The 26,127-nt window shown below is 66.5% G+C and carries 28 protein-coding genes; 13 read left to right on the top strand and 15 right to left on the bottom strand.

The window, feature by feature from the left end:
- Positions 1 to 91: 91 nt before the first annotated feature.
- Positions 92 to 1,012: a ketopantoate reductase family protein gene (locus NO876_RS12415; RefSeq protein WP_256421987.1), complete on the bottom strand. Its 921-nt coding sequence runs from the start codon at positions 1,010 to 1,012 to the stop codon at positions 92 to 94.
- A gap of 199 nt (positions 1,013 to 1,211) precedes the next feature.
- Between NO876_RS12415 and NO876_RS12410 the strand changes: the two genes are divergently transcribed.
- Together NO876_RS12410 and NO876_RS12405 are read left to right on the top strand one after the other, a co-directional pair.
- The gene (locus NO876_RS12410) at positions 1,212 to 2,045 is read left to right on the top strand and encodes an NAD+ synthase (RefSeq protein WP_256421986.1); all 834 of its coding nucleotides are present in this window, start codon (positions 1,212 to 1,214) and stop codon (positions 2,043 to 2,045) included.
- Between the two features lie 80 nt (positions 2,046 to 2,125).
- On the top strand, positions 2,126 to 2,374 hold the full coding sequence (locus NO876_RS12405) for a DUF7533 family protein (RefSeq protein WP_256421985.1): 249 nt from the start codon (positions 2,126 to 2,128) through the stop codon (positions 2,372 to 2,374).
- 22 nt (positions 2,375 to 2,396) lie between these two features.
- Here NO876_RS12405 and NO876_RS18060 read toward each other — a convergent pair whose 3' ends face one another.
- The 6 genes from NO876_RS18060 to NO876_RS12375 all read right to left on the bottom strand — a co-directional run bounded on the left by NO876_RS18060 (position 2,397) and on the right by NO876_RS12375 (position 8,044).
- Positions 2,397 to 3,629 (bottom strand): M24 family metallopeptidase, encoded by a 1,233-nt coding sequence (locus NO876_RS18060; protein WP_256421984.1) that lies wholly within the window; start codon positions 3,627 to 3,629, stop codon positions 2,397 to 2,399.
- Positions 3,630 to 3,635: 6 nt separating this feature from the next.
- Positions 3,636 to 5,492: a UvrD-helicase domain-containing protein gene (locus NO876_RS12395; RefSeq protein WP_256421983.1), complete on the bottom strand. Its 1,857-nt coding sequence runs from the start codon at positions 5,490 to 5,492 to the stop codon at positions 3,636 to 3,638.
- A 67-nt stretch (positions 5,493 to 5,559) separates the two neighbouring features.
- Entirely contained in the window at positions 5,560 to 5,742 is a 183-nt protein-coding gene (locus NO876_RS12390) for an HVO_0416 family zinc finger protein (protein WP_256421982.1), read from the bottom strand.
- Positions 5,743 to 5,862: 120 nt separating this feature from the next.
- Positions 5,863 to 7,038, bottom strand: coding sequence for a M20 family metallopeptidase (locus NO876_RS12385; protein WP_256421981.1), 1,176 nt, complete (start codon positions 7,036 to 7,038; stop codon positions 5,863 to 5,865).
- Positions 7,039 to 7,179: 141 nt separating this feature from the next.
- Positions 7,180 to 7,776: a pyridoxal 5'-phosphate synthase glutaminase subunit PdxT gene (gene pdxT / locus NO876_RS12380; protein ID WP_256421980.1), complete on the bottom strand. Its 597-nt coding sequence runs from the start codon at positions 7,774 to 7,776 to the stop codon at positions 7,180 to 7,182.
- Between the two features lie 103 nt (positions 7,777 to 7,879).
- The gene (locus tag NO876_RS12375; RefSeq protein WP_049985347.1) at positions 7,880 to 8,044 is read right to left on the bottom strand and encodes a preprotein translocase subunit Sec61beta; all 165 of its coding nucleotides are present in this window, start codon (positions 8,042 to 8,044) and stop codon (positions 7,880 to 7,882) included.
- 183 nt (positions 8,045 to 8,227) lie between these two features.
- Between NO876_RS12375 and trxA the strand changes: the two genes are divergently transcribed.
- Together trxA and NO876_RS12365 are read left to right on the top strand one after the other, a co-directional pair.
- Complete coding sequence (gene trxA / locus NO876_RS12370; RefSeq protein WP_256421979.1) at positions 8,228 to 8,506, top strand: thioredoxin; 279 nt, start codon at positions 8,228 to 8,230, stop codon at positions 8,504 to 8,506.
- A 114-nt stretch (positions 8,507 to 8,620) separates the two neighbouring features.
- A complete protein-coding gene (locus NO876_RS12365; RefSeq protein ID WP_103993122.1) occupies positions 8,621 to 8,770 on the top strand; it encodes a 50S ribosomal protein L40e in 150 nt (49 codons plus the stop codon).
- A 5-nt stretch (positions 8,771 to 8,775) separates the two neighbouring features.
- Here NO876_RS12365 and NO876_RS12360 read toward each other — a convergent pair whose 3' ends face one another.
- Positions 8,776 to 9,405: an MBL fold metallo-hydrolase gene (locus tag NO876_RS12360; RefSeq protein ID WP_256421978.1), complete on the bottom strand. Its 630-nt coding sequence runs from the start codon at positions 9,403 to 9,405 to the stop codon at positions 8,776 to 8,778.
- Positions 9,406 to 9,825: 420 nt separating this feature from the next.
- On the opposite strand from NO876_RS12360, the gene NO876_RS12355 reads away from it, so the two are divergent.
- From NO876_RS12355 to NO876_RS12330, 6 genes are all read left to right on the top strand, one after another.
- Positions 9,826 to 10,005, top strand: a complete 180-nt coding sequence (locus NO876_RS12355; RefSeq protein ID WP_256421977.1) for a DUF5786 family protein — start codon at positions 9,826 to 9,828, stop codon at positions 10,003 to 10,005.
- A gap of 39 nt (positions 10,006 to 10,044) precedes the next feature.
- Positions 10,045 to 10,686, top strand: coding sequence for an endonuclease dU (locus NO876_RS12350; RefSeq protein WP_256421976.1), 642 nt, complete (start codon positions 10,045 to 10,047; stop codon positions 10,684 to 10,686).
- A 78-nt stretch (positions 10,687 to 10,764) separates the two neighbouring features.
- Positions 10,765 to 11,352 (top strand): uracil-DNA glycosylase, encoded by a 588-nt coding sequence (locus NO876_RS12345; protein WP_256422122.1) that lies wholly within the window; start codon positions 10,765 to 10,767, stop codon positions 11,350 to 11,352.
- A 90-nt stretch (positions 11,353 to 11,442) separates the two neighbouring features.
- The gene (gene hisH / locus NO876_RS12340) at positions 11,443 to 12,105 is read left to right on the top strand and encodes an imidazole glycerol phosphate synthase subunit HisH (RefSeq protein ID WP_256421975.1); all 663 of its coding nucleotides are present in this window, start codon (positions 11,443 to 11,445) and stop codon (positions 12,103 to 12,105) included.
- Between the two features lie 89 nt (positions 12,106 to 12,194).
- Positions 12,195 to 13,001 (top strand): prephenate dehydratase, encoded by an 807-nt coding sequence (gene pheA / locus NO876_RS12335; protein ID WP_256421974.1) that lies wholly within the window; start codon positions 12,195 to 12,197, stop codon positions 12,999 to 13,001.
- Positions 13,002 to 13,107: 106 nt separating this feature from the next.
- Positions 13,108 to 13,551 (top strand): Hsp20/alpha crystallin family protein, encoded by a 444-nt coding sequence (locus tag NO876_RS12330; RefSeq protein WP_256421973.1) that lies wholly within the window; start codon positions 13,108 to 13,110, stop codon positions 13,549 to 13,551.
- Between the two features lie 215 nt (positions 13,552 to 13,766).
- Here the strand turns inward: NO876_RS12330 and NO876_RS12325 are convergent, their stop codons facing one another.
- Positions 13,767 to 14,186 (bottom strand): UPF0146 family protein, encoded by a 420-nt coding sequence (locus tag NO876_RS12325; protein WP_256421972.1) that lies wholly within the window; start codon positions 14,184 to 14,186, stop codon positions 13,767 to 13,769.
- 39 nt (positions 14,187 to 14,225) lie between these two features.
- On the opposite strand from NO876_RS12325, the gene NO876_RS12320 reads away from it, so the two are divergent.
- Together NO876_RS12320 and NO876_RS12315 are read left to right on the top strand one after the other, a co-directional pair.
- Positions 14,226 to 14,747: an archaemetzincin family Zn-dependent metalloprotease gene (locus tag NO876_RS12320; RefSeq protein WP_256421971.1), complete on the top strand. Its 522-nt coding sequence runs from the start codon at positions 14,226 to 14,228 to the stop codon at positions 14,745 to 14,747.
- Between the two features lie 292 nt (positions 14,748 to 15,039).
- Positions 15,040 to 16,386, top strand: a complete 1,347-nt coding sequence (locus tag NO876_RS12315; protein WP_256421970.1) for a nickel pincer cofactor-dependent isomerase, group 22 — start codon at positions 15,040 to 15,042, stop codon at positions 16,384 to 16,386.
- Between the two features lie 25 nt (positions 16,387 to 16,411).
- Here the strand turns inward: NO876_RS12315 and NO876_RS12310 are convergent, their stop codons facing one another.
- The 6 genes from NO876_RS12310 to NO876_RS12285 form a co-directional block, all read right to left on the bottom strand.
- Positions 16,412 to 17,737 (bottom strand): CoA-binding protein, encoded by a 1,326-nt coding sequence (locus tag NO876_RS12310; protein ID WP_256421969.1) that lies wholly within the window; start codon positions 17,735 to 17,737, stop codon positions 16,412 to 16,414.
- A 318-nt stretch (positions 17,738 to 18,055) separates the two neighbouring features.
- A complete protein-coding gene (locus NO876_RS12305) occupies positions 18,056 to 18,769 on the bottom strand; it encodes a fumarylacetoacetate hydrolase family protein (protein ID WP_256421968.1) in 714 nt (237 codons plus the stop codon).
- Between the two features lie 70 nt (positions 18,770 to 18,839).
- Positions 18,840 to 20,876, bottom strand: a complete 2,037-nt coding sequence (locus NO876_RS12300) for a TRAP transporter permease (RefSeq protein WP_256421967.1) — start codon at positions 20,874 to 20,876, stop codon at positions 18,840 to 18,842.
- A gap of 25 nt (positions 20,877 to 20,901) precedes the next feature.
- On the bottom strand, positions 20,902 to 22,026 hold the full coding sequence (locus NO876_RS12295; protein ID WP_256421966.1) for a TAXI family TRAP transporter solute-binding subunit: 1,125 nt from the start codon (positions 22,024 to 22,026) through the stop codon (positions 20,902 to 20,904).
- 143 nt (positions 22,027 to 22,169) lie between these two features.
- The gene (locus tag NO876_RS12290; protein ID WP_256421965.1) at positions 22,170 to 23,738 is read right to left on the bottom strand and encodes a class I adenylate-forming enzyme family protein; all 1,569 of its coding nucleotides are present in this window, start codon (positions 23,736 to 23,738) and stop codon (positions 22,170 to 22,172) included.
- A gap of 10 nt (positions 23,739 to 23,748) precedes the next feature.
- Positions 23,749 to 24,849 carry an amidohydrolase family protein gene (locus NO876_RS12285; RefSeq protein ID WP_256421964.1) on the bottom strand — a complete coding sequence of 367 codons (1,101 nt, stop codon included), beginning with the start codon at positions 24,847 to 24,849 and terminating at the stop codon, positions 23,749 to 23,751.
- 292 nt (positions 24,850 to 25,141) lie between these two features.
- Between NO876_RS12285 and NO876_RS12280 the strand changes: the two genes are divergently transcribed.
- Entirely contained in the window at positions 25,142 to 26,113 is a 972-nt protein-coding gene (locus NO876_RS12280; RefSeq protein WP_256421963.1) for a malate dehydrogenase, read from the top strand.
- Positions 26,114 to 26,127: the final 14 nt, after the last annotated feature.

The following is a 26,127-nucleotide window of genomic DNA, read 5'->3' as shown; positions in this document are numbered from 1 at the left end:
TAAACGATCCGTCCGGATCCGGACGGCTCCACTTCACAGGTGGCGGGGATCCAGACGGCTCCGCTTTACCGGTCACGAGGCCGGCCCCGATTTACGGGTCACGAAGCTCTCGGCCCGCCTCCCAGGTCCGGATCAGCGTCCAGAGCGTTTCGTTCACGGGAACGTCGATCCCGTGTTTCCGCGCTTGCTCGACGACGTAGCCGTTGATGACGTCGATCTCGGTTCGTCTTCCGCGCTCGACGTCCCGGTACATCGACGACTCGTTCCCCGCGGTCGCTTCGATCACTTCGGCCACCGCCGCGGCGGCCTCCTCGTCGTCGACGTCGACGCCGCTGGCCCGGGCCGTCGCCGCCACCTCGCGGGCGATCGGTTCGACGAGGTCGCTCCCCGGTTGATTGCCGAATGCTCCGTTCTCGACGCGAGCGAGCGCGGTAGTGGGGTTGACCGCCGCGTTCGCCGCGAGTTTGTGCCAGAGCCGACGGCGGATCCCGTCGGCGTCCGCGACCGTAATCGAGAGGTCCGCCGCCGCGAACGCCTCGCCGACCTCGTCGGCCGCGCCGTCCGCGTCTCTCGGGTCCCAGGGGCCGACGACGATGTCGCCGCTCCCGTTCCAGGCGACCGCTCCGGGCGCTTCCCTGACCGCGCCGTAACTGGTCGTCCCCGCGAGCACCGGACAGTTCAGGTGGCGGGCGAGCGTCTCCTCGTTGCCCAGCCCGTTCTGGAGCGAACAGACCGCCCGGAACGCCCCGGTTCCGAGTTCCCTGGCGGCGGTTTCGGTGTCGAACGACTTCACGGTGACGAGCGCGAGGTCCGCAGACAGGTCGGTTCCGTCCGTCGTCGCCGACGGCCGAACCACGAAGTCGTCGACGCCGGTGACGCGGAGCCCCGAGTCGCGAACGGCGGCGATATGTCGATCCCGTCCCACGAGCGTCACGCTGTGCTCGGGCACCCGCGCGAGCAGCGCGCCGAAGAGACTCCCGATGCTGCCCGCGCCGAAGACGACGATGTCCATATCGGATCCACGACGGCGACCGAGAAAGTGATTGTGCTGGGTGGGCGGCATCACCGCCCGAACCGCTCGCTTTCCGGTGTCCGTCGTCGACGAGAACCGAGACGGGCCCAGACGGTGAACGGGCAAAAGAACTGAACGCTCGTCCACCGATCCACGGAAACGGGTGGGTATTAGTGTTCCGAGTCGGTATTACTACCCGATGACTACGGACCAAGCGGTCCTCGAAGGGGACGCACCGCTCGACCTCCGGCTCTCGGAGTCAGAACTCGAGGCGACGACGGATCACCTCGTCTCGTTCCTCCGCGACGTCGTCGACGACGCGGGCGCCGAGGGGGCTGTGCTCGGTCTCTCGGGCGGCATCGACAGCACGACCGTGGCGTACCTCGCCGTCGAGGCGCTGGGCGCGGAAAACGTCCACGGGCTCGTGATGCCGAGCGTCGTGAACACCGAGGACAACATGAGCGACGCCGAGTGGGTCGCCCAGGAACTCGAGATCGAGTACGACGTCGTCGAGATCCAGCCCATCGCGGAGACGTTCTTCGACACGTTCCCGGAGGCCGCCGACGACCGGACGGCCGCGGGCAACGTCTACGTCCGAACCCGCGCCGTGCTGAACTACTTCGTCGCCAATCACGAGAACAAAGTGGTCCTCGGCACCGGCAACCGCTCGGAGGCGCTGACGGGCTATTTCACGAAGTACGGCGACGGGGCCGTCGACTGCAACCCGATCGGCAACCTCTACAAACAGCAGGTTCGACAGCTCGCGAGCTCTCTCGGCGTTCCGGACGCCCTGGTGGCGAAGACCCCTTCCGCTGAGATGTGGGCCGGCCAGACCGACGAGGAGGAGATGGGGCTCGACTACGATACCCTCGACGCCGTGCTCGCGCTCCACGTCGACGGGCCGCTGTCGACGGCCGCGACCGTCCGCAACCTCGACGTCACCGAAGCGAAGGTCGAACGCGTCGTCGAACTCTACGAGCGGAGCGCGCACAAGCGGCAGATGCCGCCCGCCCCCGAGCCGCTCCACCGGTAGCGTCGCCGTCGTAGGCTTCCCGTCGGTTCGTCCTCCGCCCGACCGCGACGCTTTTGTCCCGACGCGCCTATCTCTCTACGATGCGACTCGGAATCCTCGGGACGATCCAACTGGCGGCGACACTCGTCTTCGCCGCCCCGGTGGGCATCTTCGGTCTCACCCGACTCCTCGAGGGCGACACGGTCATCGGCGGCGGCGCGGTCGCCATCGCGGTGGGGATGGTCGCGCTGCCCCACTATCTCACGACGCCGACAGACATCCCGATGCAGCTCGGCGAGCGCGCGGTGGGGATGGTCGTGAAGACGCCCGAGGACGACGAGGAGTCGTGAACGGACGTTCTTCCGGCGTCGATCACGCCCGCGGCGTGAACGACCGCGTTCCGTCTCCCAGCAATTCGTATCCCGCCTCGGTCACGACGACGAGGTCGCCCAACCGGACGGAGCCGTGCTCGGAATCGGTCAGGCCCGGAGCGACCGCGAGAACCGACCCGACCTCGAGCGTCTCGCTCGCCCGGAGGAACGGGCGCTCGCGACGCGAGAGGCCGACGCCGTGGCCGGTCTCGCTCGGGTCGCTGTCGCCCTCGGCGGAGCCCCTCTCCCCGCCGGTCGGATCGAATCCGAACGCGGCCAGTTCCGCGTCCGCCTCTCTCCGGACGTCGTCGGCGTCGGCACCCGACTCGACCTCGTCGAGCGCGGCCTCCAGCGCCGCCTCGACGGCGACGTAGGCGCGGCGCTCCCAGCCGCCGTCGCTGTCGACGACGACGGTCCGCGAGCGGAAGCCGTGATAGCCGTGTGGCCCTCGGGGGGCGACGTCGATCCGGACCGGCTCGTCGGTGGCGATCGGTTCTGTCTCGGTCCCCCCGTCTCCCGTCGACCCCGCCACGACGACCGTATTTCCCGCGTCCCCGACGCCGCAGCGTGCGAGTTCGGCGTTCACGACTCGCCGGAGGCGCTCGGCCGTGAGCGCCCCGTCGTCCAGTCGGAGTCCGCCGCTTTGATCCCTTTCGGCCGCTGCGAGCACGCGCTCGGCGCGTCGGACGCCGCCCACCGCCGCTCGCTGGACGGCGCGGATCGCTTCGAGCTCTCCATCGGCCTTCGTCGCCCGCGCGTCCGCGACGGCGGTCGTCGACCGCAACTCGTATCCGGCGCGTTCGAGGTAGACGGCGGCGTCGTGGGGGATCGACGGCGGGACGAGGACGGTCTGTGAGTCTGCCGTCCCCGATTCCGACGTGCCTTCGGACTCTCCCGCGATCGACGCATCGAGAGCGGCCACGGCACGCTCGCCGGGGTGGTCCCCCGGGCGATCGCTCGCGACGCGACCGTCGAACTGCCGAGTCGCCCGCGCGACGTGTCCCGGCGGTGCGCACAGCACGTCCGCGTCCGGGGTCCGCACGTACGCGTGGTCGTCCTCGGAGCCCTCGAAGCGCGTCAGGTACCGGAGGTCGGCATCGAACCGGTCACCGACGGCGACGAAGCCGACCGCACCTCGCGCGGCGACGGCGTCGTCGAGAAACGAACGGCCGGTTGTGGGTGGAGGAGCGGGCGATCCGGCGGTCGCTCCCGACGGAGAACGATCGTCGGTCACGCGCGCTCAGGCGTCCGGTTCGGGGGCCGGGACCTCGCCCTCCTGCGCCTCGGCCAGGAGTTCCTCGACGGGGGCGTCGCGGATCTCGTTGTGCAGCAGGACGCTCACGGGCAGCGTGGGCGCGCCGCTGACGAGGTTCTCCAGGAGGACGAGTCGCTCGCGGGCCCGGGACATCCCGACGTAGAACACCCGGCGCTCGTTGTCGGTGAGGATCGGAACGGGATCGGTCTTGGAGGTGAACTCCTCGACGCCCTCGATCTCGTCGTCCTCGACGGAGGCGGCCATCTGCTCGACCACCTTCTCGGTCAGGTCGGTCGCGACGAAGACGTGGTCTGCCTCGCGACCCTTCGCGGAGTGGATCGTGCCGATGCGGACGCGGCTTGGGTCCATTCCCCGGTACTCGCCGGTGAAGTACGCCTCCACCGACTTCCGCTGGAAGGACGTCACCTTCCGGAGCATGTCGCCCGCGTCCTTGGTTCCGGGCGCGAACGGCGCGAACTCCGTGATCACGTCGGGGTCGACGCTGAGGTCGGTTAGGTCGTCGACGCCGGCCGCCTCCTGCAGTTCGTCGATGCGGTCGAACAGTTCGTCGCGGTCGTTCGCGCCGAACGCCGAGTCCTGCAGCATGTCCGCGAGCCGTCGCGCCTGGAGGCCGTCGACGGGCTCCTCGTTTTCGAGCGCCTCGACGGCGCGGACGTACTGCGTCAGCCGGTCGGTCCACATCCGCTGGTCCGTGAGCGCCGAGAAGGGCATCCCGAGCGGGAGGAACTCGTCGATGAACTGGAACAGCTGATACCGCGCGCGGAACAGGATCATCACGGTCTCGTCGTCGTCGCCCTGTTCGATCGTGTAGCGGACGTTTCGCGCCAGGTCGAGCATCGACGGCGACTCGATGCCCTCGACGACGCCGCCCTCCTTCCGCGGGTGGAGGTCCTTCTCCTGGCGCTTGTCGATGTGGCGGATCTCCTGGTTCACGACGTTGAGCACGTTCGAGGGGAGCCGATAGGAGTTCGGCAGGACGATGTCCTCGTCGCGGTCGGCGTCCAAAAGTAGATTGGGATCTGCGCCCTGCCACGCGTAGACGACCTGGTCGTCGTCGCCGGCGATGAGGACGCGTTCCATGTGCGGCTTCCACTCCTCGTAGACGTCGTATTGGAGGGTGGTGATGTCCTGAAACTCGTCGATGACGAGGTAGTCGACGTGGGGGACGAGCGAGCGCTCCTTCACCCGTTCGAGCATGTCGGCGAATCCGACGAGGCCGTGTTCGCCCTTGTATCCGCGCCAGGCCCGGATGACCTCGGGGACGTCGATCCGGTCGTCGTCGGAGGGCCACGTCGGCGTGTACTTGTTTCCTTCTTGCGCGTTCGGGTCGACCTCGGGCGGCAGCCGGACCTCTTCGACGTTCCACTGGAAGGGAACGTCGTACCACTCGGAGACGTCCCGCCGGGTGCGCTGGAGCCACTGACTCGTCGCGATGATCTTGTTCCCGATCGTCGTCGAACGCGCGGTCCGGCGGCCGGCACCGCCGTACTCGTCCTCGAACTCGACGCCGTACTCCTCGCAGAACTCCTTCTTGTCGCTCTCGCCGACGACGTCGTTCCGCGACAGGTCCAGCAGTTCGTACGCCTTCGCGTGCATCGTCGCGACGTTGCCCTTCAGGGCGCGCGGCGAGATATCGCGTCGCTCAGCGAGGCGCTCGCGGACCTCGGCGGCGGCCGCCCGCGTGTAGGAGACGACGAGGATGTCGCGGATCGAAACGTCCTCGCGCTCCAGCAGTTCGTCGACCCGATCGAGTAGTGCCGTCGTCTTCCCGCTCCCGGGGCCACCGAACAATCGGGTGACTTCCGCGTCCGAGTCGCTCATTAGACACGTTCACGGGCTTGGACCTGATAAAAGACGTGTTTCGAAGGGCCGGACCGCTCGCCGCCGATCAGGTTCGGGGGTCCCAGCCGCAGACCCCGCAGGCGGACGCCGCGTCGTCGTGGAGTGCACCACACTCCGGACACTGCTTCTTGTTATACGAGGTCTCCCAGTCCACTGTCTCGATGTCGTGACCGCGGTCGTCGAGGAACTGGTCGAACAGCGCATCGTCGGAGCTCGGTGCTGAGGCCATACACGATATGGTATGACGTACCACTATTTAGTCCTATTGCCGGGTCCCGCACGGGAGTAATCGCTACTGTCCCGCTCACTCGCCGATTCGACTGTCGGACACACTGGGCGGCGCGCCGATCTACGGCTTCGAACCCCGCTGAAACGTCGTTGCGAGCGTCCGATAGATCTCGTAACATCGGCCCAACGCGTCGATCGAGACGCTCTCGCTCGCCGTGTGGGCTTCCCCCGGCTCCGCAGCACCGCAGACGACGCACGTCGTCCCTGCCTCGGCGAGCCACCCGGCGTCGGTCGCGTGCGGTTTCGTCACCTGCTCGGGCGTCGCCGCCTGCGACGCGGCCGCCGCGGCGAGCGCGGCGTCGGCGAATCCCTCGTCGTCGCACGCCATCGGCGGGAGGTCCTGATCGACAGTCCATTCCACCCCGTCGATCGATTCGACCGCTTCGAGGCGCGCGCGCTCGCCGGGCACGGTGCGCTCGTCGACGGTCACGGTACAGCGCTCCGGGACGACGTTCCACGCCGATCCGCCGTCGATCTCGGTGACCACGAGGCTCCCCTGCACCCGTTCGCCGAGCACCGTCGCGTCGGGCGCGTCGAGATCCCGAACGACGTCGACCGCGTCGCAGGCCCGGTACACCGCGTTCTCGCCCGCTTCGGGCTCGCTTGCGTGCGCCGCGGTCCCGCTCGCGGTGAGCGTCGAGCCGCGCCGCCCGCGATGTGCGACGACGACGTCCGTCTGGTCCTCGCCGGCGTAGTTCGTCGAGCCTTCGCCGACGACCGCGTAGTCGGGCGCGACCCCGTCGTCGATGGCGGCGCGGGCGCCGACGCCGCCCCGTTCCTCGCCGACGAACGACGCGAAGACGAGTTCGCCCGCGGGGTCGGCGTCGCGGAAGGCGAGCATCGCGGCCGCCAGCGACCCCTTCATATCCGCCGTGCCGCGGCCGTACAACCGCCCGTCGCGCTCTTCGACGAGGTACTCGACGTCGGGCCCGGCAGGTCCGCTTTCGTCGTCGACCTCGCCTTCGACGGCGGCTCGTCCTGCGGTGTCGTCCCCGGCGGGACCGACGACCTGTGAGCCGTCGGGGTCGACGACGTCGTGGTGGCCGACGAGCGCCAGCGACGTCCCCTCGCCGCGGCGCGCGACGACGTTCCCGTGTCGGTCGCGCGTCACCTCGGCGTCGGTCTCCGCGCGCAGCCACGACTCGACGGCGTCGCCGGCGGCCGTCTCGTCGTCGTGGCTCGGGATCGAAACGAGGCGGCGCGTCAGTTCTATCACTTCGGTCCGGTTCGCGCTCACGCGTGGACCTGACTCGGCTGACGTAGAAAAGCCTCGGGGAACCCTCGGCTACGTGAGGTGCCGCGGGGAACGGATCGCTTCGACGCGGGCTACGATCGGGCGGTGCCGACACCGGCTACGATCGAGCGGTGCCGACACCGGCTACGCTTCGACCGCCAGGTCCTCGAAGAACGCGAGGTCGTGAATCCGGCTGTCGTCGGTCAGTTCCGGGTGGAACGCGGTGCCGACGACCGGACCGTCGCGGACGGCGACCGGTCGGCCGTCCCACTCCGCGAGTACCTCCACCTCCTCGCCGATCTCGTCGATGACGGGCGCGCGAATGAACACCGCCGGGAACGGTTCGTCGAAGCCGGCGACGTCGAGCGGGGCCTCGAAGCTGTCCACCTGCCGGCCGAACGCGTTGCGGTCGACGGTCACGTCCAGCAGATCGAGCGTGTCGACCCGTTCGTCGTTGGCGTCGCGGGAGGCGACGATGAGCCCCGCACACGTCGCCAGCACCGGCTTCCCGGCGGCGACGTGCGCTCTGATCTCCGCGCCGATCCCCTCACGGGCGAGGAGTCGGGAGATGGCGGTCGACTCGCCGCCGGGGAGCAACAGGACGTCACAGTCGGGAACCAGTCCCGACTGTCTGATTTCGATCACTTCGACGTCTTCGCCGTGGGCTTCGCCCGCGCGGCGGATCGCTGCGGCGTGCTCTGACACGTCGCCTTGGACGGCGACGACGCCCGCTCGTACCATACGCGTGACTCGGAGTCGAATCGACAAAAAGCGTCCGTTGTCCGGATGGATTCCGCCGATCCCGACCGAGACACGACCGTCCGGTAGCGTCTCGATCGAACGCTCAGATCGCGACGGCGTTCAGCACGAGGACGCCGACGCCGAAGAGGAGTCCGAACGCGAAGACGGTCTTCGGATCGATGCGGATGGCGTTTCGGTCCTCGGCGTCGAAGTAGCGGACGAGCCCCGCGCTCGACATCAGGCCGCCGCTGTTCTGACCACTGCTCATACTCCCCTCTCGGTGCTGGCTCGCCTAAACGTTTCGGATCGATCCGGACACCGCCTCTCGTCCGATGTCCGTCCATCGAACCGGGAGGGTCCCGACCTCGATCGAGTCGGCTGGTCCGAATCCCGGGATCCGAGGCGGTGGAAACGCTTATGCGACGTCCCGTGTAACGTCGCTACGCACACGATGACCGTCCGAGTACTCGATTTCTACGCCGACTGGTGCGGCCCGTGTAAGAAGCAGGACCCGATCCTCGAAGAGCTCGAAGCCGACTACGGCGACGTGGAGTTCGAGAAGATCGACGTCGACGAGGAACAGGACGTGGCGAACCAGTATCAGGTCCGCTCGCTCCCGACGATCGTGATCGAACGGGAGGGCGAGATCGTCGATCGCTTCGTCGGCTTCACTCAGCGCGAGGACATCGAGGCCGCGCTTCGAGGGGCCGTCCAGCCGGCCGGGGCCTGATCGCTTCCCTCCGCTCGAATCGACCCGACGCCGCCCGCTCTCGTTCTCTCTCGCGTCTCCTCCGGAGTCGCACGTCTCGCAAGCGTTATACTTCCGCGTCCGGAACCCGCGTGTATGGCCAAGAACGAAGCCGCAGTGAAACGGATGCTGGAGAAGCAGATCTGTATGCGCTGTAACGCCCGCAACCCCCAGCGCGCCGACGCGTGTCGAAAGTGCGGATACAAGAACCTTCGACCCAAGTCGAAGGAACGCCGCGCCGCGTAATTTCGCTACTCCTCGGGATACTTCGGTTCTCTCCGCTCGGCCCGTTCGAGCGCCCGCGCTATCACCTCGCGAACCGAGTCGTCGCCGTCGTGATCTGCGCGGTAGACGTCGCCGTGGCCGGCGTACAGCGCCGACACCGTCTCCGGAAGCCGGTCCAGAATCCGTTCGAGGCTGTCGATGAGTTCCTCTCGGGACTGTCCCGGCAGATCGGTTCGCCCGAAGCTCCCGTCGTCGAACGCGCCGTCGTTGTAGACGACGACGTCCCCGCTGAACACCCGCTCCGCCCCGACGAGCGAGACGTGATCGTCGGCGTGGCCGGGCGTGTACACCACCTCGTAGGACTCCCCGCACAGCTCGACTTCCTCGCCGTCTTCCAACGCTCCCGTCCGCCGCGGGTGTTCGCCGTAGGCGTACAGGTCGGCGTCGAAGCGATCGAGGACGGCGTCGAGTTCGCCGACGTGATCGCGGTGCTGGTGAGTGAGATAGACCGCGTCGAGGTCGTCGACGTGAGAGGCGATCACGTCCTCGACGCCCGGCATCGTCCCGGCGTCGACGAGCACGGGGTCCTCGCCGTCGAGCAGGTAGGCGTTGCAGGTGAACTCGGTCGCGCCCTCGGTGACCGTGTGGATTTCCATAGGCAGTCGTTCCCGTGCGGCGACGAAAAAGCCTCGGCCGTGGGACGACGAGTGCACGGCCCCGACTCGCCTCGACGAGACTCCGGTTCCGACGTAGGCTTATATACGATCGAGCGACCAGCGTCCCCGTGATCTGATACTCGTCCCGCGTCGTTCTGCGGTCGTTCGGCACCTCGACGCGGGATCTCATAGCGGTGACGCCGCCGGTTGCGTCGTCGCGAGCGGGGTGCCGACTGTTCGCCACCCGTTCCACGCCTGACTCGACTCCGATCCGCTCGTGGCGACGCTGCTGTCCCCGAGAGCGTCCCTCAACCCAGGTGCTACCTCGCCTCGCTCCCATCCGCTCCGGGTGCTCCGTCGTCACGATCCCATCCGACCCTGCGTGTGTTTTATATCAGTCTACCTCCTATTTTCCCCTGTATGGGATTTGGGAGCTACGACGAGTCCGAACAAGAGAACCAGGACTTCGACACAGACCTCGACGACGACGGGGTCGCGACCTCCCAGGCGGATCACGGGGGAGATGTCGAGTTCGAGATCGGGGCATCGAACGACGAACTCCTGGATCGGCTCAAAGACATCAAAGACGAGGGGGAGTAACGTTCACGTGGCCGCGGCTCATCGAGGGGTGAGCCGCCGGTGAAGCCGGGTACCCGAGCGCTCGGCATCGCGGAGTCGACCGACGGACACAGCGGCCGCGCCGTCCTCTGCGGGGCTGTCGTCCGCGCCGACCGCGTCGTCGACGGTTTCGCGTACGCGACCGCGACCGTCGGCGGGTTAGACGCCACCGACGCCGTCTGTGCGCTTCTCGACCGCTTGAACCGCGAGGACGTCCAGTACCTGCTGGTCTCGGGTGTCGCCCCCGCGTGGTTCAACATCCTCGATCTCGACCGGATCGCCGAGGCCGCCGACCGACCGGTGCTCGCGCTCTCCTACGAGGCGAGTCCGGGGCTGGAACCCGCGCTTCGCGAGCAGTTCGAAGGCCAGGCGCTCGATTCTCGGCTCGCCGTCTACGAGCGGCTGCCACCGCGACGGCGCCTCCGCGTGAACGACGAGACGCTGTTCGTGCGGGCCGTCGACTCCGGAGACGACGGCGGAGAGGCGGGCCCCGACGACGCCGACGCTCCGGTCGATAGTGTCGACGACGAGTTCGAACGCGTCGTTCGCGCGTACACGCCCACCGGCGGTCGGCCGGAGCCGGTTCGCGTCGCCCGTCTCGCCGCCCGCGCCGCCCGGCAGTGGTGCGAGCAGGCGCCCGTCGAAGCGGACCGTCACGGGTAAGTCGCCGCCGGCCGCCTCTCCGGTATGACTGGCGAGGAGACCGACACGGCTACGAGCGTCGACGTCGCCGCCGATGCGATGGACGGACTCTCCGTCCACGCCTGCGAGCGTTGCCCCCGACTCGTCGAATCGCGGTCGCAGATCGTGAACGGGACCGGTCCCGCCGACGCCGACCTCCTCTTTCTCGGGGAGGCGCCCGGCGCAAACGAGGACGAGCAGGGCGAACCGTTCGTCGGGCGTTCGGGGAGCATCCTCGACGACGCGCTGCGCGACGCCGGTCTCGCCCGTGCCGACGTCCGAATCACGAACTGCGTGCGGTGCCGGCCGCCGGAGAACCGAGACCCCACGACCGAGGAACTCGCGAACTGCCGCGGCTACCTCGAACGCGAACTCGACCTCGTAGATCCCGAACTCGTCGTCACGCTCGGGAAAGTTCCCTCAGAGCACCTGCTGGACCGGTCGGTCGCCGTCACGAAGGAGGCGGGCGACGTCGTCGACGTCCGACTCGGAGAGCGCTCCTACCGCGCCGTCGTCTCCGTCCACCCGGCGGCGACGCTGTACGACGGTAGCCAGCGGCAGACGTTCTTCGAGACGATCGCCCGCGCCGCCGACACCGCCGGCGTCGGCGACGGCGACGGCGGGCAGGCGAATCTCGGCGACTTCTGAGTCGAGCCGGCCGATCGAACACCGACGGGCGCACGCGGAGCGATTCGCACCGACAGAAAGTGACTTTGCCCCGCCCGCTCGATTCGACGTATGAGCACGACGACGAGAGAGGCCGAGGAGACGCTGGCAGAGATCGTCCTCGTCGACTACGGTCTCGGGAACCTCCGCAGCGCCCAGCGGGGGCTCGAACGCGCGGGCGCGTCGGTGTCGATCACCGACGATCCGGCCGACTTCGAGGCCGCAGACGGGATCGTGCTGCCCGGCGTGGGCGCGTTCAGCGAGGGGATGGACAACGCCGGGCCGTTCCGCGAACCGCTCGCGGCGGCCGCAGACCGCGGCCAGCCCATCTTCGGCATCTGTCTCGGGATGCAGATGCTCCTCACGACCAGCGAGGAGGCCGACCACGCGGGGCAGGGACAGGTCGAGGGACTCGACTTCGTGCCCGGCACCAACGTGCGGTTCGATCAGGACCAGAAAGTGCCGCACATGGGCTGGAACGAACTCCACGTCGAGCGCGAACACCCGATCGTCGAGGGCGTCGACGGCGAGTACGCCTACTTCGTCCACTCGTACTACGCCGAACCCGACGATCCCGATGCCGTGGTCGCGACCACCGACTACGGGGTGTCGTTCCCGGCGGTGATCGCCAACGAGGCGGGGAACGTCTTCGGAACCCAGTTCCACCCCGAGAAGTCCGGCGAGACCGGCCTGCGGATCCTCCGGAACTTCGTCGACTACTGCGCCGAGCAATAAGGGCGATCGCGGAGCGGTCGGCCCGTACGCGCGGGATCGGGCGCGTTCTCCCCGACGGGCTTTTAGGATCCCGCGGAGTAGACCGCGCTATGCAGGTAGTCACGTTGGGCCCCGAAGGAACGTACTCCCACCGCGCCGCCCGCGCCGTCGACGAGGACGTCGTGTTCCGCGAGTCCGTCTCGGGGATCGTCGACGCGGTCGACAGCGGCGAGTACGAGCGCGGCGTCGTCCCGATCGAGAACAGCATCGAGGGAAGCGTCACCGAGACGCTCGACGCCATCGCGAACGCCGATATCGCGGTCATTCAGGAAATCGTCACTCCGATCCGCCACGCCCTCCTCGCGCAGTCGCCGAACTTCGACACCGTCGCCTCTCACTCGCAGGCGCTCGCGCAGTGTCGCTCCTATCTCGAACGCGAGTATCCCGACGCCGAACTGGAACCGGTCACGAGCACCGCTCGCGGCGTCGAGTACGCGCGCGAGGACGCCACGGTCGCCGGAATCGGTCACCCCGACAACGCCGGCGAGGACCTCACCGTGATCGCCGAAGACATCCAGGACCGCTCGTCGAACGCGACCCGGTTCCTCGTCATCGCACCGGTCGAGGAGCGCGCCGACGGCGGCGGGAAGTCGACGATCGTCGTCTACCCGAACGCGAACTACCCCGGGCTCCTGCTCGAACTCCTCGAAGCGTTCGCCGACCGCGACATCAACCTCTCTCGAATCGAATCGCGTCCGAGCGGCAACCGCCTCGGTGACTACCTCTTCCACATCGACTTCGACGCGGGGTTCTACGAGGACCGCGCCCAGGAGGCCCTCGAAGACGTCGAGGAGATCGCCGAGAACGGGTGGGTCAAGCGACTCGGATCATACGACAAGCGACACGTTCTATACTAGGAACGCTTAGACGTCTCATTGGTCGTCCTGAATCGCGTCATTTGCGACCACGGCTCCTGTCTAATTTATTATCTCACGGCGCGTTCGTATGGACGGTGAAATTACAATGATGAGACGCTCCCCCAGTTTCGACGACATCGAGTTCGACGACCTCTTCGGCCGGATGTCCCGACAGTTCGAGGAGATGAGCCGCCAGTTCGACAACACCCGTTCGTTCGGCCGCGATATGGCCGTCGACCTCCGCGAGGAGGACGACTCCTTCGTCGCCGTGATCGACCTCCCGGGCTTCGAGAAGGAGGACATCGACCTCGCAGTCGCCGAGAACGTCCTGACCGTCGAGGGGTCTCGGACCGAGTCCGCCGAGGCTGACGACGAACACTACGTCCACCGCGAACGACGCTCCGAGGGCGCGCGGCGTTCGATCCGTCTCCCCGCCGCGGTCCGCGCCGACGACGCGTCGGCGACGTACAACAACGGCGTCCTCTCCGTGACGCTGCCCAAACTGATCGTCGACGACGACGAGGACGCCCACCACATCGACGTGGAGTAAACACGCACGCTGATTTCGACGTCTCTCCGGGTTCGTCTTTCTCGCTGACCTCGCAATCGTCTTTCTCACTGACTCCGTGCCCGTTCTACTCGCTGACTCCGTGCCCGTTCTACTCGCTGACTCCGTGCCCGTTCTACTCGCTGATCCTGCGCCGATTCCGCCCGAATCTTCCCTCGCCTCGCGTCCCCGTCGCTACATCCGCTCTTGGATCTCTCTCACTCTCGCTTGCGGGCGACGTAGAGCGTCTCTCCGCCGGCCAGTGACTCGGTCTCACAGGGGACGGCCGGCGAGTCGTAGCCGAGCGTCGTGAAGAGGAAGTCGGCGTCGACGGCATCGGCCACCTCCAGCGCCGGTCGGTGGAGCTCCGGCGGGAGGTTCAGGCCGTAGACGAGGTCAGCGTCGTAGGTGTCACCAGGGCCGACGCGTTCGCTGGCCGCGACAACGTCGTCGCGGACGAACGAGACCTCTGGCGGAACGGATAGGGTATCGGGGTCTGCGACATCAGTCGCGGTGACCGAGACGCCGGCGTCCGCGAGGCCGACGGCGACCTCCGGGCGGCGACCGATCCCGATCTCCACCGCGGTCTCGTACGCCGAAAACCGGGCGACGAGGGCGGTGTTACGGCGCGTTTCCACGGCGGGATATTTATCAATCCACCCCGCTTAAGCCCTTCTATGCTCGTCGACATCGTGCCGATCGGGGACCTCTCCGCGCAGGTGAAGCGCGAGGCGTCGGCCGCGCTCAGAGGGGTCTACGACTGCGACGTCACGGTCCAGGAGGAACAGTCGATCCCCGACGGCGCGTTCGACCGGAGCCGAAACCAGTACCGCGCCGAGCAGTTCATCGAACTGGCGAGTCGCGTCGGGACCGGCGAGAAGAACATCGGCATCACCTCCCAGGACCTCTACTACCGGCGACGGAACTACGTGTTCGGGCTGGCCTACCTGAACGGCAACGGCTCCGTGATCTCGACGCATCGCCTGCAGACCTCCTCGGACGGCGGTATCTCGTCGAAACCCCAATCGGAGGTGTTCGCCGACCGCGTCCGCAAGGAAGTCGTCCACGAAATCGGCCACACGCTCGGCCTCGAACACTGCGACAACAGCAAGTGCGTGATGTCTTTCTCCCCGACGGTCCGCGAGGTCGACGTCAAAGAGGAGAACCTCTGCGGCACGTGCAGCCAACTGCTGTACTGACGCCGTTTCTGATCGCTTCCCGGTGAGGTGTGCCAATTCGGAGAAACAACGCTCAGTGTCGTCTCCCGATTTACTTAATAAGTATTTTATTTAGAATATAAGATAACTAAACCTACAATAGGAAAAGACCGCAAATACGGGTAGAGGTCGTATCCTATGGAGATTACAAATAATATATTTGAAAATAGTGATACTAGATTTCATTATCTTTCTACGGTCTTCGGTGCCGAAGTCCCGCGGGGGACGAGGTCCGGTGAGCCACGTTTATTAGCGAACGCCGAGAGTCAGGCGTATGGAAGGCAACGACGCTGTGGACGCGCTCTCGGTCCCCGAAGAGACGATTCTGGATGCCTGTGGTGACCCGCCGCTCCCGGAGATGGGCGTCATCGAACAGGTCTGGGAGACAGACCCGATTCCGGACGACGAGGTGCGAGCGCGGGCGGCCGAGGCCACTGCGACGCTGCCGCTTGACTCGGTTCCCGAGGGCGGCGACATCGCTCTCGGGGTGGGGAGTCGAGGCATCGCGAACCTCCCGGAGATCGTCGCGGGCGTCGTCGACGCGCTCTCGGAGGCGGGCTACGCGCCCTTCGTCTTCCCCGCGATGGGCAGCCACGGCGGTGCCACGGGGGAGGGACAGCGCGAGATGCTCAACGAACTGGGCGTGACCGAGGAGGCGATCGGCTGTGAGATCCGCTCCAGTATGGAAGTCGTCGAGGTCGGCCGAACGCCCGAGCGCGACGTCCCGGTCGTCGCCGACGCGAACGCGGCCGCGGCCGACGCCATCGTCCCGATCAACCGCGTCAAGCCCCACACCGACTTCGACGGCGTCGTCGAGAGCGGTCTCTCGAAGATGCTCGTCATCGGGATGGGCAAACAGCGCGGCGCGAAGATCGCCCACGAGTGGGCGGTCGACTGGTCGTTCCGGGAGATGATCCCGGAGATAACCGAACAGCTACTCTCGGAACTCCCGGTCGTCGGCGGCGTCGCGATCGTCGAAGACCAGCACGACGACACGTCGATTCTGGAGGGCGTCCCCCCGAGCGGGTTCCTCGACAGAGAGGCCGAACTGCTCGAAACCGCCTACGAGATCATGCCGAAGATCCCCTTCGAGGCGGTCGACGTCGCCGTCTTCGACCGGCAGGGCAAGGACGTCAGCGGGCAGGGACTGGACACGAACGTCATCGGCCGCCGGCCGTTCGCGATCAACGAACCCGAACCGGAGAGCCCGCGGATCAAGCGGATCTACGTCCGCGGTCTCACGGAGACGACCCACGGGAACGCGATGGGCGTCGGTTCCGCCGACGTGATCCACGAGGACATCGTCGCCGAACTCGACGCGCCGACGACACTCATCAACGCGCTCACCGCCAGTACCATTCGAGGCGTCCGCCTCCCGCCGGTCGTCGAGACCGACCGGGCGGGTCTCGTCGCCGCGCTCTCGACGATCGGCGTCGTCGACACCGACACCGTCCGCGTCCTGCGCGCGCCGGACACGATGCGCCTCCACCGACTCCGGGCGTCGGCGGCGCTGGTCGAGGAGGCGCGAGACCGGGACGACCTCCGCGTCGTCGCGGAACCGTCGCCGATCGAGTTCGAAGACGGCGCGTTCGCGGCCGGTTACGGCGAGGGCCACGACTGATCGGACGCGAACGTGACGTGCCGATCTAGCGGATCGAATCGACGAGCACGGACGCGGCGTACGCGCCGCGCTCGGGTGCGTCGAACGTCGGGATCCCGAGTGCTTCCATCCGCTTGCGGTCCGGTTCGAGCGCGTCGTACGGTCCGGCGACCGTGAAGACGATCGGCTTGTCGAGGTCCTCGGCCAGCTGTTCGAGCTCCTCGACCGGGTAGCCCAGCGAGTGCTCGAAGATCTCGTAGACCAGGACGATGTCGACGTTGTCGTCGCGGGCGACCGCGTCGATGACCTGGCCGAATTCGGGCATCGGACGCCCCGTGTCGACGGGATTCTCGTCGTACGTGAACCCGAGGAGCAGGTCGTCGAGGCGCTCGTGAGTCTCGTCGGTCAGTTCGGGGAATTCGGCCCCGCGTTCTTCGAGGTAGTCCGCCATCATGATGCCGGGACCGGCCTGCGCCGTGACGATTCCGACGTTCGGGCCGTCGGGGACGGGCGACTTCCCGAGGACGCGACTCGCGTCGAGCAGTTCGGTCACGGTGTCGGCCATCACGCCGCCGTTGTTAGTGAGGATCTCCTCGTAGCGCTCGTAGTCCTGGTTCGGCGCGGCCGTGTGCGAGTGGACGAAGTCGTGCATCCGGTTGCCGGACTTGAGCGCGACGATGGGCGTGTCGGCCTCCTCGACGACGGCCTCGAACTGATCGATCTCGGCGGTCCCCTCGATGTGGAGGCCGATCGCGTTCGTCTGGGAATCGTCGTCGAGTACCGGGATGACGTCGTCGAAGTCCGTGTTCACGCGGTTTCCAAGGCCGTACATCCCCGAGATCCCGTAGCCCTCTCGCTCGAGTTGGAACGTCGACGTCACGCCGATCCCGCCGCTCTGGGCGACGATCGCGACCTCGCCGGTCTCGATCTCGTCGAATCCGGGGACGAACGAGCAGAAGACCTTCTTGTGCGGGATGATGTGGCCGGCTGTGTTGGGGCCGAGCACGGCGATATCGTACTCCTCTGCGGTCTGGCGGATCTCTTCTTGGCGCTGCTTGCCGTCCTCGTCGGCCTCGGCGAACCCGCCGGCGAAGACGACCGCGGCACCGACGCCGGCCTGCCCGCAGTCCTCGATGACGCCGGGCGTGGCGGGCGCCGGGACACAACAGAGCGCGAGGTCCGCGTCGGTGTCCGCGACGGAGTCGACGAACTCGTAGCCGTAGACCTCGCCCTCGCCCTTCGGATTGACCGGGTAGACGGGGCCGTCGAACTCCTTCGCGTTCGCCATCGCGTCGTTCCCCAGCTTGCCAGGCGTCGCCGACGCGCCGATCACCGCGATGCCGGACGGATCGAACAGGTCTGAGATACCCATGCATAAATGAGCGTCTATGATCGGAATATACATTCCGGAATGATTGTACTCCGTGTTGTCTATATAGGTTTCTCGTATCCGATTTTCAGCGGGCGTCGAAGGCGCGAGTGAGGAAGGAATCCGGCGTTGACGAGAGCAGGGATGTTGTGCGCGAATGAGCGATTCGCGCTTGTTGACGCCGCACGAACCACACACTGTCCGACAGCGGATCCCACAGGACCGGTGACTATATAGTTATCTTGTGAAGTACGGGAGCCGTCTGACGAAATCCCCCAACAGAGCGGGGTTGTCAGACCGAACGGAGGAGGGTGAGACCGTTCACCCGACGACGGTGTTCTTCAGGGTCCCGACGCCCTCGTAGGTGATCTCGATCTCGTCGCCGGGAGCGACCGTCCCCGGGTTCGCCGGGCTGCCGAAGGCGACGACGTCGCCGGGCCGGAACGTGAACCGACGAGAGAGGAACGAGACGACCTCGTAGGGATCGAACAGCATCAACTCGGTGTTGGCGTCCTGCCGCACTTTGCCGTTGATCTCGGTTCGGATGTCGAGGTCGTAAGGGGTGACCTCGGTCTCGATCCACGGCCCCAGCGGTCCGGACGTGTCGAACGCCTTCCGCGCGGTCCGTCCCTGCTGATCGAGCGCGTCGACGTCGTTCAAGATCGTGTAGCCGCGAATCACGTCGGGGACGTCCGCGGGATCGACGTCGTGACAGCGTTCGTCGACGACGGCGGCGAGTTCGCCCGCGTAGGTCAGTTCGTCCGTCCACGAGGGGTACCGGATCGGCTCCTCCGGACCGATCAGGGCGGCCGGCGGCTTGATGAAGAAGTCGGGCTCCTCGGGGCGGTCGTAGTCCATCTGGTCGAGCGTCTCGGCGTAGTTGCGGCCGACGCAGTACAGCGCCGAGGGCGAGCAGGGGTACGTGAGCGTGCCGTCGCGACCGACGACGTACCGCCCGTCGTCGGCGACGACGGTTCCGTCCTCGTATCGGCCCGCGATCGGTCCCTCGGGGGTCTGCATCCGTGCGATTCGCATACCTGCGGTATCCCGCCGATCTGTAAAAACCCGACGGAAAAACGGTCGCCGAGTTCGTTCGACCGGGGACTCAGTTGCCCGACTCGGTCACCGGCGATGGCTTCGTGAGGTACTGCGCGTACATCCGCGACACGCCGGGGACCTCCATCACGGACGTGGCGGCCACGAGCGCCAGGATGGCGACGCCGATCGCCACCTGCGTGGTGAGCCCGAAGAGCCCCACATACGTTCCGAAGAACGTCAAGACGGCCAGTCCCCCGTAGATCGAGCGGCCGACGATGGAGAGCCTGCTGCTCCCGTCGTACGCGAAGATCGTCATCGAGAGGCCGACGATGCCCGCCAGCATCGCGAACGTCACGAGGATCGTCGAGGGGGACTCCCAGTAGATGAGCACGTCGTTCGCGACGAACATGAAGGGGATGACGAACCCCGGGAGCGCGAGTTTCGAGGACTTGATCGCCGTGTCCAGATACTCCGCGTTCGCGATCTTCGCGGCGACGATCGTCGACGGGCCGACCGGCGGCGTGAGCGAGGAGTACATCGCGAAGTAGAAGACGAACATGTGCGCGACGAGTTCCTGCAGGCCGAATCGAACCATCGCCGCCCCCGCGAGCGAGGCGACGAGGACGTACGCGGCCGGTGCCGGCATCCCGAGGCCGAAGATGAGGCTCACGCCCATCGCAAGCAGCAACAGGAGCAGGACGCTCCCGCCGGCGAGGCTGATCATCAGCGTGTTCAGCCGCTGGGCGAACCCCGTCTGGGTGAACACCGCGATGATGATCCCGATCGCACCGAGGATCACGAGCAGCGGTGCCATCTCCTCGGAACCGACCTTCAGCCCTTCGGCGGTGTCTTTGACGGCGCTTTTGACCCCTGCGGAGCGCTGTTCGACCAGGTACTTCACCGCGACCATACCGATCAGCGTCAGCGTCGCGTAGTACCCCGACGTCAGCGGCGTGTACTGCAGGATGGCCAGGTAGTAGATCAGCACGGCGAACGGCGCGACGTACCAGAGAATCTCCAGGAAGACGCCGTACTCGACGTCCTTCACGTTCCGGGTGGTCTGCCAGCCGAACTTGTAGATCAGGAGCTGCACGGAGACGACCACGCTGAAGTAGAACAGTATCGCCGGAACGAGTCCCGCCTGGATGATTCTGACGTAGGACAGGCCCAGGAGATCGGCCATGATGAACGCCGCGATCCCCATAATCGGCGGGACGAGCTGTCCCCCGATGGACGCGACCGTCTCGATCCCGCCCGCGTATCCCTTGTCGACGCCCTGGTTCTTCATCAGCGGGATGGTGAAACTCCCGGTCGTCGCCGTGTTCGCGGCCGACGCGCCGGTGATCGACCCGAAAGCTAGACTCGCCAACACGGCCGCGTGGACGATGCCGGATCTGAACAGCTTGCTCAGTTCCTTGCTGACGTCCATCAGGTAGTCCAAGATGCCGTACGCCTTGGTGAGGCCGGCGAGGAGGAGGAATATCGCCACCCACGTCGCGCCGACCTGGAGGATGAAGCCGTACACCCCCTGCATCCCGAGGACCGTCAGTCGGAGCAGCTGTTGGGTTTCCATCCCGCTGTGATAGAGCGCACCGGGCAGATACGGTCCGAGGTATCCGTACAGGAACCCGATGGGCACGATCGACGCCATGAGCTTCCCGAAGGAGCGGACCGTGACGTCGGTACAGAGATACACGATGATCGCCCCGATCACGTAGTCCGCCGTCCGGTACCCGACGATCGGCCCGTCCTCCATCAGCCGCACGTGGTGGATGTCGATGTAGACCATAATGACCATCGAGAAGGCGGCCAACCCGAGGAACATCGCGGGTCTGACGAACCGGACGTAGCCGCGGTCGAGTTGCGCCGAGAGGCGACGCAGAGACGTTCCCGTCTTCTCCTCGACCGGCCCCAACGCGTCGCGGAAGAGGCCCAAATAAAAGATGGCCAGGCACAGCCCGAGGACCAGGTTCGTGTGACGAACCCTGGCCCCGTAGAACGTCTCGGCGTAGTACAGTAACAACAGGCCCAGGGCGAGCCCGGCAATGTAGACGCTCCAGTCGCCGACCCGTTGGAGCTGTTCCCGTCCCAGATACGTGTTCATTGTTTCGTTCTAAGGGAGTGCGGAGCTAGTTCAGGTCGTACTCGTCGAGGAAGTCCTGTGTACCCTGATGGAGCGAGAAGCCCGGGTGGGGCTCACGCGTCCAGTGATCGTCGTTCGTGTAGAACGAGAGCAGTTCGTGGTAGTCACCCATCGAATCCCGGTTCTCGTACATCGTTTCGAGCACGTTGTAGACTGCGTCAGTCGACGTCTCCGCGGTCCCGTAGAGCCACGTCACCTGCGACATCGAGCGCGGCGTGTCGGGGACGTGCGCCCAGCCTTCGGGGTCGACCTCGAACTCGAAGGAGTTCCCCCAGCCCTCCTCGTTTATGCCGCTCTGGAGCTCCGCGGGGAGGCCGAGCAGTCGGGCGTCGACCGTTCCCTTGATCTCCTGGACCCACCCGGGCGTGACGGTCCCGACCTGGACGTTCGTGAACGCGCCGAGGCCGACGTCGATGCGGCCCTCGGCGACCGCAGCACCCATATCGCCGTACCCGGTCGTCCGCTCCTGGTACTCGACGCCCGCGAGTTCGAGGACCCGCCGGACCATGTCCGTCACGCGCGACCCGGACGGACCGGGAGCGACGTAGGTGTCCGGTCCGATGTCGTCGATAGTCGAGTACTGGTCGTCCTCCGCGAAGAGGAACCAGTCGGAGGTGGATCCGTGAACGATCTGTCGGAGGTCGACGGCGACGTCGCCGAAGGGCTCGTTGCCCTCGTTGACGTCGTGTGCCGTCGTGCTCTCGATCAGTCCGATGTCGATCTCGTCTCTGGCCATCCGGCCGATGTTCGCCGCCATCGAGGCGCTCGGACGGACGTCCAGGTACACCTCGTCGGTGTTCTCGTTCACCACGCCGCCCAGCCCCGACATCATCGCGAAGTTCGCGCTGACCTCGGAGGCCGTTCCCATCACGAGCGTCTCTTCGCCGCCTCCGTCGCCGCCCGAGGTCGTCTCCTCTCCGCCGCTGTCGCCGCCGGCGGAGTCACCGTCGCTCCCGCCGCTGTCGCCGCCGGAGTCGCCATCTCCCGATCCGCCGTCACCGCCCCCCAGACACCCTGCGAGACCGACCGTCCCGAGGAGTCCGGCCTTCTTCAAGAAGCCGCGACGGCGTGTACTGCTAGCGCTACCGTTCCCACTGGTATCGTTTGCCATACAAGGTCAGATATAATTATTACAATTTAAGTGTTTTGGTGCCTGGAGCGAAAACCCCCGTGAGACGCGTCGAAACGGCGTTTCTTCGCCGGTATACGATAGTTCGACCCGACGAACACCGTCCGTAACAGTGTAACACCTTCCTAACGCGCGCCGACCGAGCGCTCCTTGATCGCCGCGCGGTCCAGTTTGTCGCTGGCCGTCCGCGGGAGCGTCTCCGCGTAGAAGTGGTACTCTCGGGGCCGCTCGAACCGGGAGAGCTTCTCGCTCTGCAGACACCACTCGTCGAGGGCCTCGGCGTCGAGGCCCTCGGCAGTCGTCTGCACGGCCGCGGTCACCCGCTCCCCGTACTCGTCGTCCGTCACGCCGAACACCGCGGACTCGACGACGTCGGGGTGCTCGTTCAGTCGCTCCTCGACCGGAGCGGGGAAGACCTTGATCCCCTTCGAGAGGATCATGTCGTCGTCGCGGCCCTCGATGAAGAGGTAGCCTTCCTCGTCTTTGTACCCGAGGTCGCCGGAGTACCACCAGCCGTCCTCGAACGACTCCCGGGTCTTTTCGGTGTCGCCCCAGACCCAGACGGCGGCGTCGCTTGACTTGACGATTATCTCGCCCACCTCGCCCGGCGGAAGCGCGTCCGCGGGCGATCCGCCGTGTTCGACCACGCGGACCTGCACGCCGAGCAGCGGCTTCCCGACGCTGTCGATGCGCTCGCCGACCATCTCGTCGGCGTCGATGTACGTCCCGCACACCTCGGTCGCGGCGTAGGACTGCGACACCGACGAGGAGACGTGCTCCTGCAGTCCCTCGAGCGTCGTCGTGTTCAGCGTCTCCCCGCCGGATTCGACGGTTACGAGGCTACTCAGGTCGTACTCGTCGAGGTCGTCGACTCGGAGCACCTCCCGCCACATCGTCGGCACCAGGTTCGAGCTGGTGATCGATCGCTCCTCGACGAGTTCGACGTACGCCTCCGGGCTCCACTGCTTGACGTAGTAGGAGGCTCCGTTCGCGAGCATCGTCGGCAGCGTCGTCGAGTACCACGCGGCGAACGAGGGGGTGAAGAAGTTCGACACGCGAGTCAGCCGCGTGGTCCCCTTCTTGTGCGCGAGCTTCATCGCTCGGTGGGCCAGCCCCCGGTTGGTGTGGGACCACCCCTTCGGTTCGCCCGTCGTGCCCGAGGTCCACATCACCACGGCGATGTCGTCGGGGCCGACGTTCACGTCCGGTTCGACCGCCGGCTGCCCGTCGAGGAGCGATTCCATCGACTGCTCGTAGTCCGTCTGCGGTTCGCCCGTCGTGACGACCGCGTCGATCGCCGTCGACGCCTCGTCGTAGACGTGTTCTTCGACGAAGGCGGAGCGCTCCTCGTCGACGACGAGCACGCGGGGCCGAAGCGAGTCGAGGCAGGTTCGGACCCGATCCGGAGAATCGCGTATGTGGAGGTTCGAGACGATACACCCCGCTTTCAGTCCGGCGTTCCAGAGTGTCGTCTGTTCGACGCTGGCTTCCGTGAGATACGCGACTCTGTCTCCCTGTCTAACGTGTTCTCTGAGGCCGTTCGCCGCGCGGTTGCTCTCGGCGTCGAACGCCGCCCACGTTATTTCGCGACCCGACACGCCGTTCCCGTAGGCGATCCGATCCGGATTGTTTTCGGCGGCGATGCTGGATAGCTCCCGAACCTTCGGCAGCTCTACTCTGGATGGGACCTGCATGGCGACTGCGTCAGATGTACTCGGGGAAGAGTCGCTTGTGCGGCGGGTCGATGTCGAGCAGCCGGCAGACGTTCCCGCCCATGATGAGGTTGAGGTCGTCCGCGGGCAGGTCGACTTCCCGGGCGTACTTGTCGATCTGTCGCATCGAGGTCCCCCAGGCGTCGGCCTGATGCGCCTGCAGGCCGCGGCTCTTGATCTGCGTCCACCGCTGCGGCGGGTAGTCGTACTCGCCGGTCGACCGGTTCGCCGGGTTGTTCGTCGCGATCCACGACGCGCCCCAGTCGGTCCCCCAGATCAGCTGCTCGGGCCCGATGTTCGGGTCGTTCATCGGGCGCTTGATCAGATCCGACCAGTAGTTGCCGATCTCGATGTAGACGTTGTCGTACGTCGCCGCGACGTTACAGGACTCCTCGACGTTCTTCCGCCAGTTGCCCTGGACGCCGCCGTGATCGATGATGATCGGGACTTCCGGGTACTCCAGGTGGAGATCGACCGCGTACTTGATGCTGCGACGATCCGGCAGGAGCGTCCCGGGGTCGCGTTCGTAGCCGCCGTTGACCGATCCGGGGTGCCAGCGGAGCGGCACGTCGTGCTTCGCGGCCACGTCGTAGATCTTCCGGAGCTGGTCGTGGCGCTCGTCCCACGGCATCCGTTCGGCGCGCTCGGTGATCGTCGGATCGAACGGGAGCATCTCGCCGATGCCGACGAACCCGTCCTGGCTGAGCCGCTCGTCGAGTTCCTCGCAGGCGCGGTCGATGTCCCATTCCTCCTCGCCGGCGACCGCCTTCCGGTTCGTCTCGTAGGGGTGGGCGAAGGCGACGAACTTGTCGGGACGCTCCTCGACCATCTTTCCGTGGAGGCGGTCGCTGAACCCGAAGCCGGGCTGGAGACAGACCATATCGACGCCGTAGAGGTCCATATCGTACAGGAGCCGGTCCGTGTTGCGGTAGGTGACGATCTCGGCGTCGTCGTCCGCCTGATCGGCGTCCTGGGCCTGCCACATCAGTTTGCTGAGCGTGGCGTAGTCCGGTTTCTCCTCTCTGTCCTCGAAGTTCACGGCGACCCGCTGGCCGTGAACGTGCGTATCGATAACGAATCTTCCCATTCGCATAGGTACTCTTCGGGTTGAACACATTCGTATATTACCTTGTCGGTCAGTGCCGTGTGAAGGAGTCTCTCGACTTCTCCACCGGGCGAATTCGGCCGCCTACAGATCTGGGGTAACGGCGTCCGTTTCATCTCGGCGCGACTGAGAAACGGTCGTTTCAGTCGGACTGTTCTGCGGCAACGTCGCTCGTTTCACCCGCACGTTCCAGAGCGCCGTCGTTTCACCCGAACCGCCCCCAGTAGCGGTCGTCGAAACACCCTATAAAAATATACCGTCGAACCGAGACGGTGACGGTATGCACGTCGGAATCATCGGCGGCGCGAGCACGATCGGATCGACGCTGGCGTACAGTCTCGCCTGCGACGACCCGCACAACTCGGTGACGCTGTTCGAGACGGCGTTGGACGCCGCGTGGGGCCACGCGACGGATCTCCGGCACGCGAGCTACCACCTGGTCGGCGGGCCGCTCTCGGAGGGAGCGGCCGCAGCCGGATCGGTGACGTACGCCCCGACCGACGACATCGGCGAGTTTGATCTCGACGCCGTCGTCGTCACCGCGAGGGTTCCACCGAGCGACGACGACACCCAGCGGGGGTCGCGCGGAGCGCGAACCAGGGAACTGGACGCCAACCTCCCGCTCATCGACAGTATCGCCGATTCCCTCGACGCGGTCGATCCGGTGCCGACCGTCGTCGTGACCAACCCCGTCGACCGCATCGTCTATCGACTCTGGAACCAGCTCGGCTGGCCCCGCTCGAAGGTGATGGGGTTCTCGCTCGCCGAGACCGCCCGCGTCGCCGACGCCATCGCCCGGCGGCACGACGTCCACCCGACGCGCGTCTCGTGTCCGACGATGGGCGAACACGGCGAGCACGTGGTTCCGGTGTTCTCCAGCGCGACGGTCGCGGGGGAGGCGGTCTCCTTCACGCCGGAACAGCGCGAAGCGATCGTCGACGAGGTTCTGGAGGTCCCCTTCGAGATCGCCGAGAAGCGCGGGATCGGGGATTCCTCGCGCTGGGTGTCCGGCGCGGGACTGCTCCGGGTCCTCCGGGGACTGTCCGCTCCGAACCCCACGGATCCGCTCTGTCTCTCCGTGCCGCTCGACGGAGAATACGGGTTCACTGACGCGTGTCTGAGCGTCCCGGTGACGCTGGCTGACGGCGAGGTCGTCCGGACGATCGAGTGGGACCTCGACGAGTCGGAGACGGCGCGCCTCCGCGAGGCCTACGAGGCCGTCCGCGAAGACGTCCGTCGATTCGAGGACTGACACCGGTTCCGCCA

It is taken from the genome of Halobellus rarus (assembly GCF_024494595.1).
GTDB classification, from domain to species: Archaea; Halobacteriota; Halobacteria; order Halobacteriales; family Haloferacaceae; genus Haloquadratum; species Haloquadratum rarum.
This window is presented reverse-complemented; position numbering and strand designations above follow the sequence as displayed.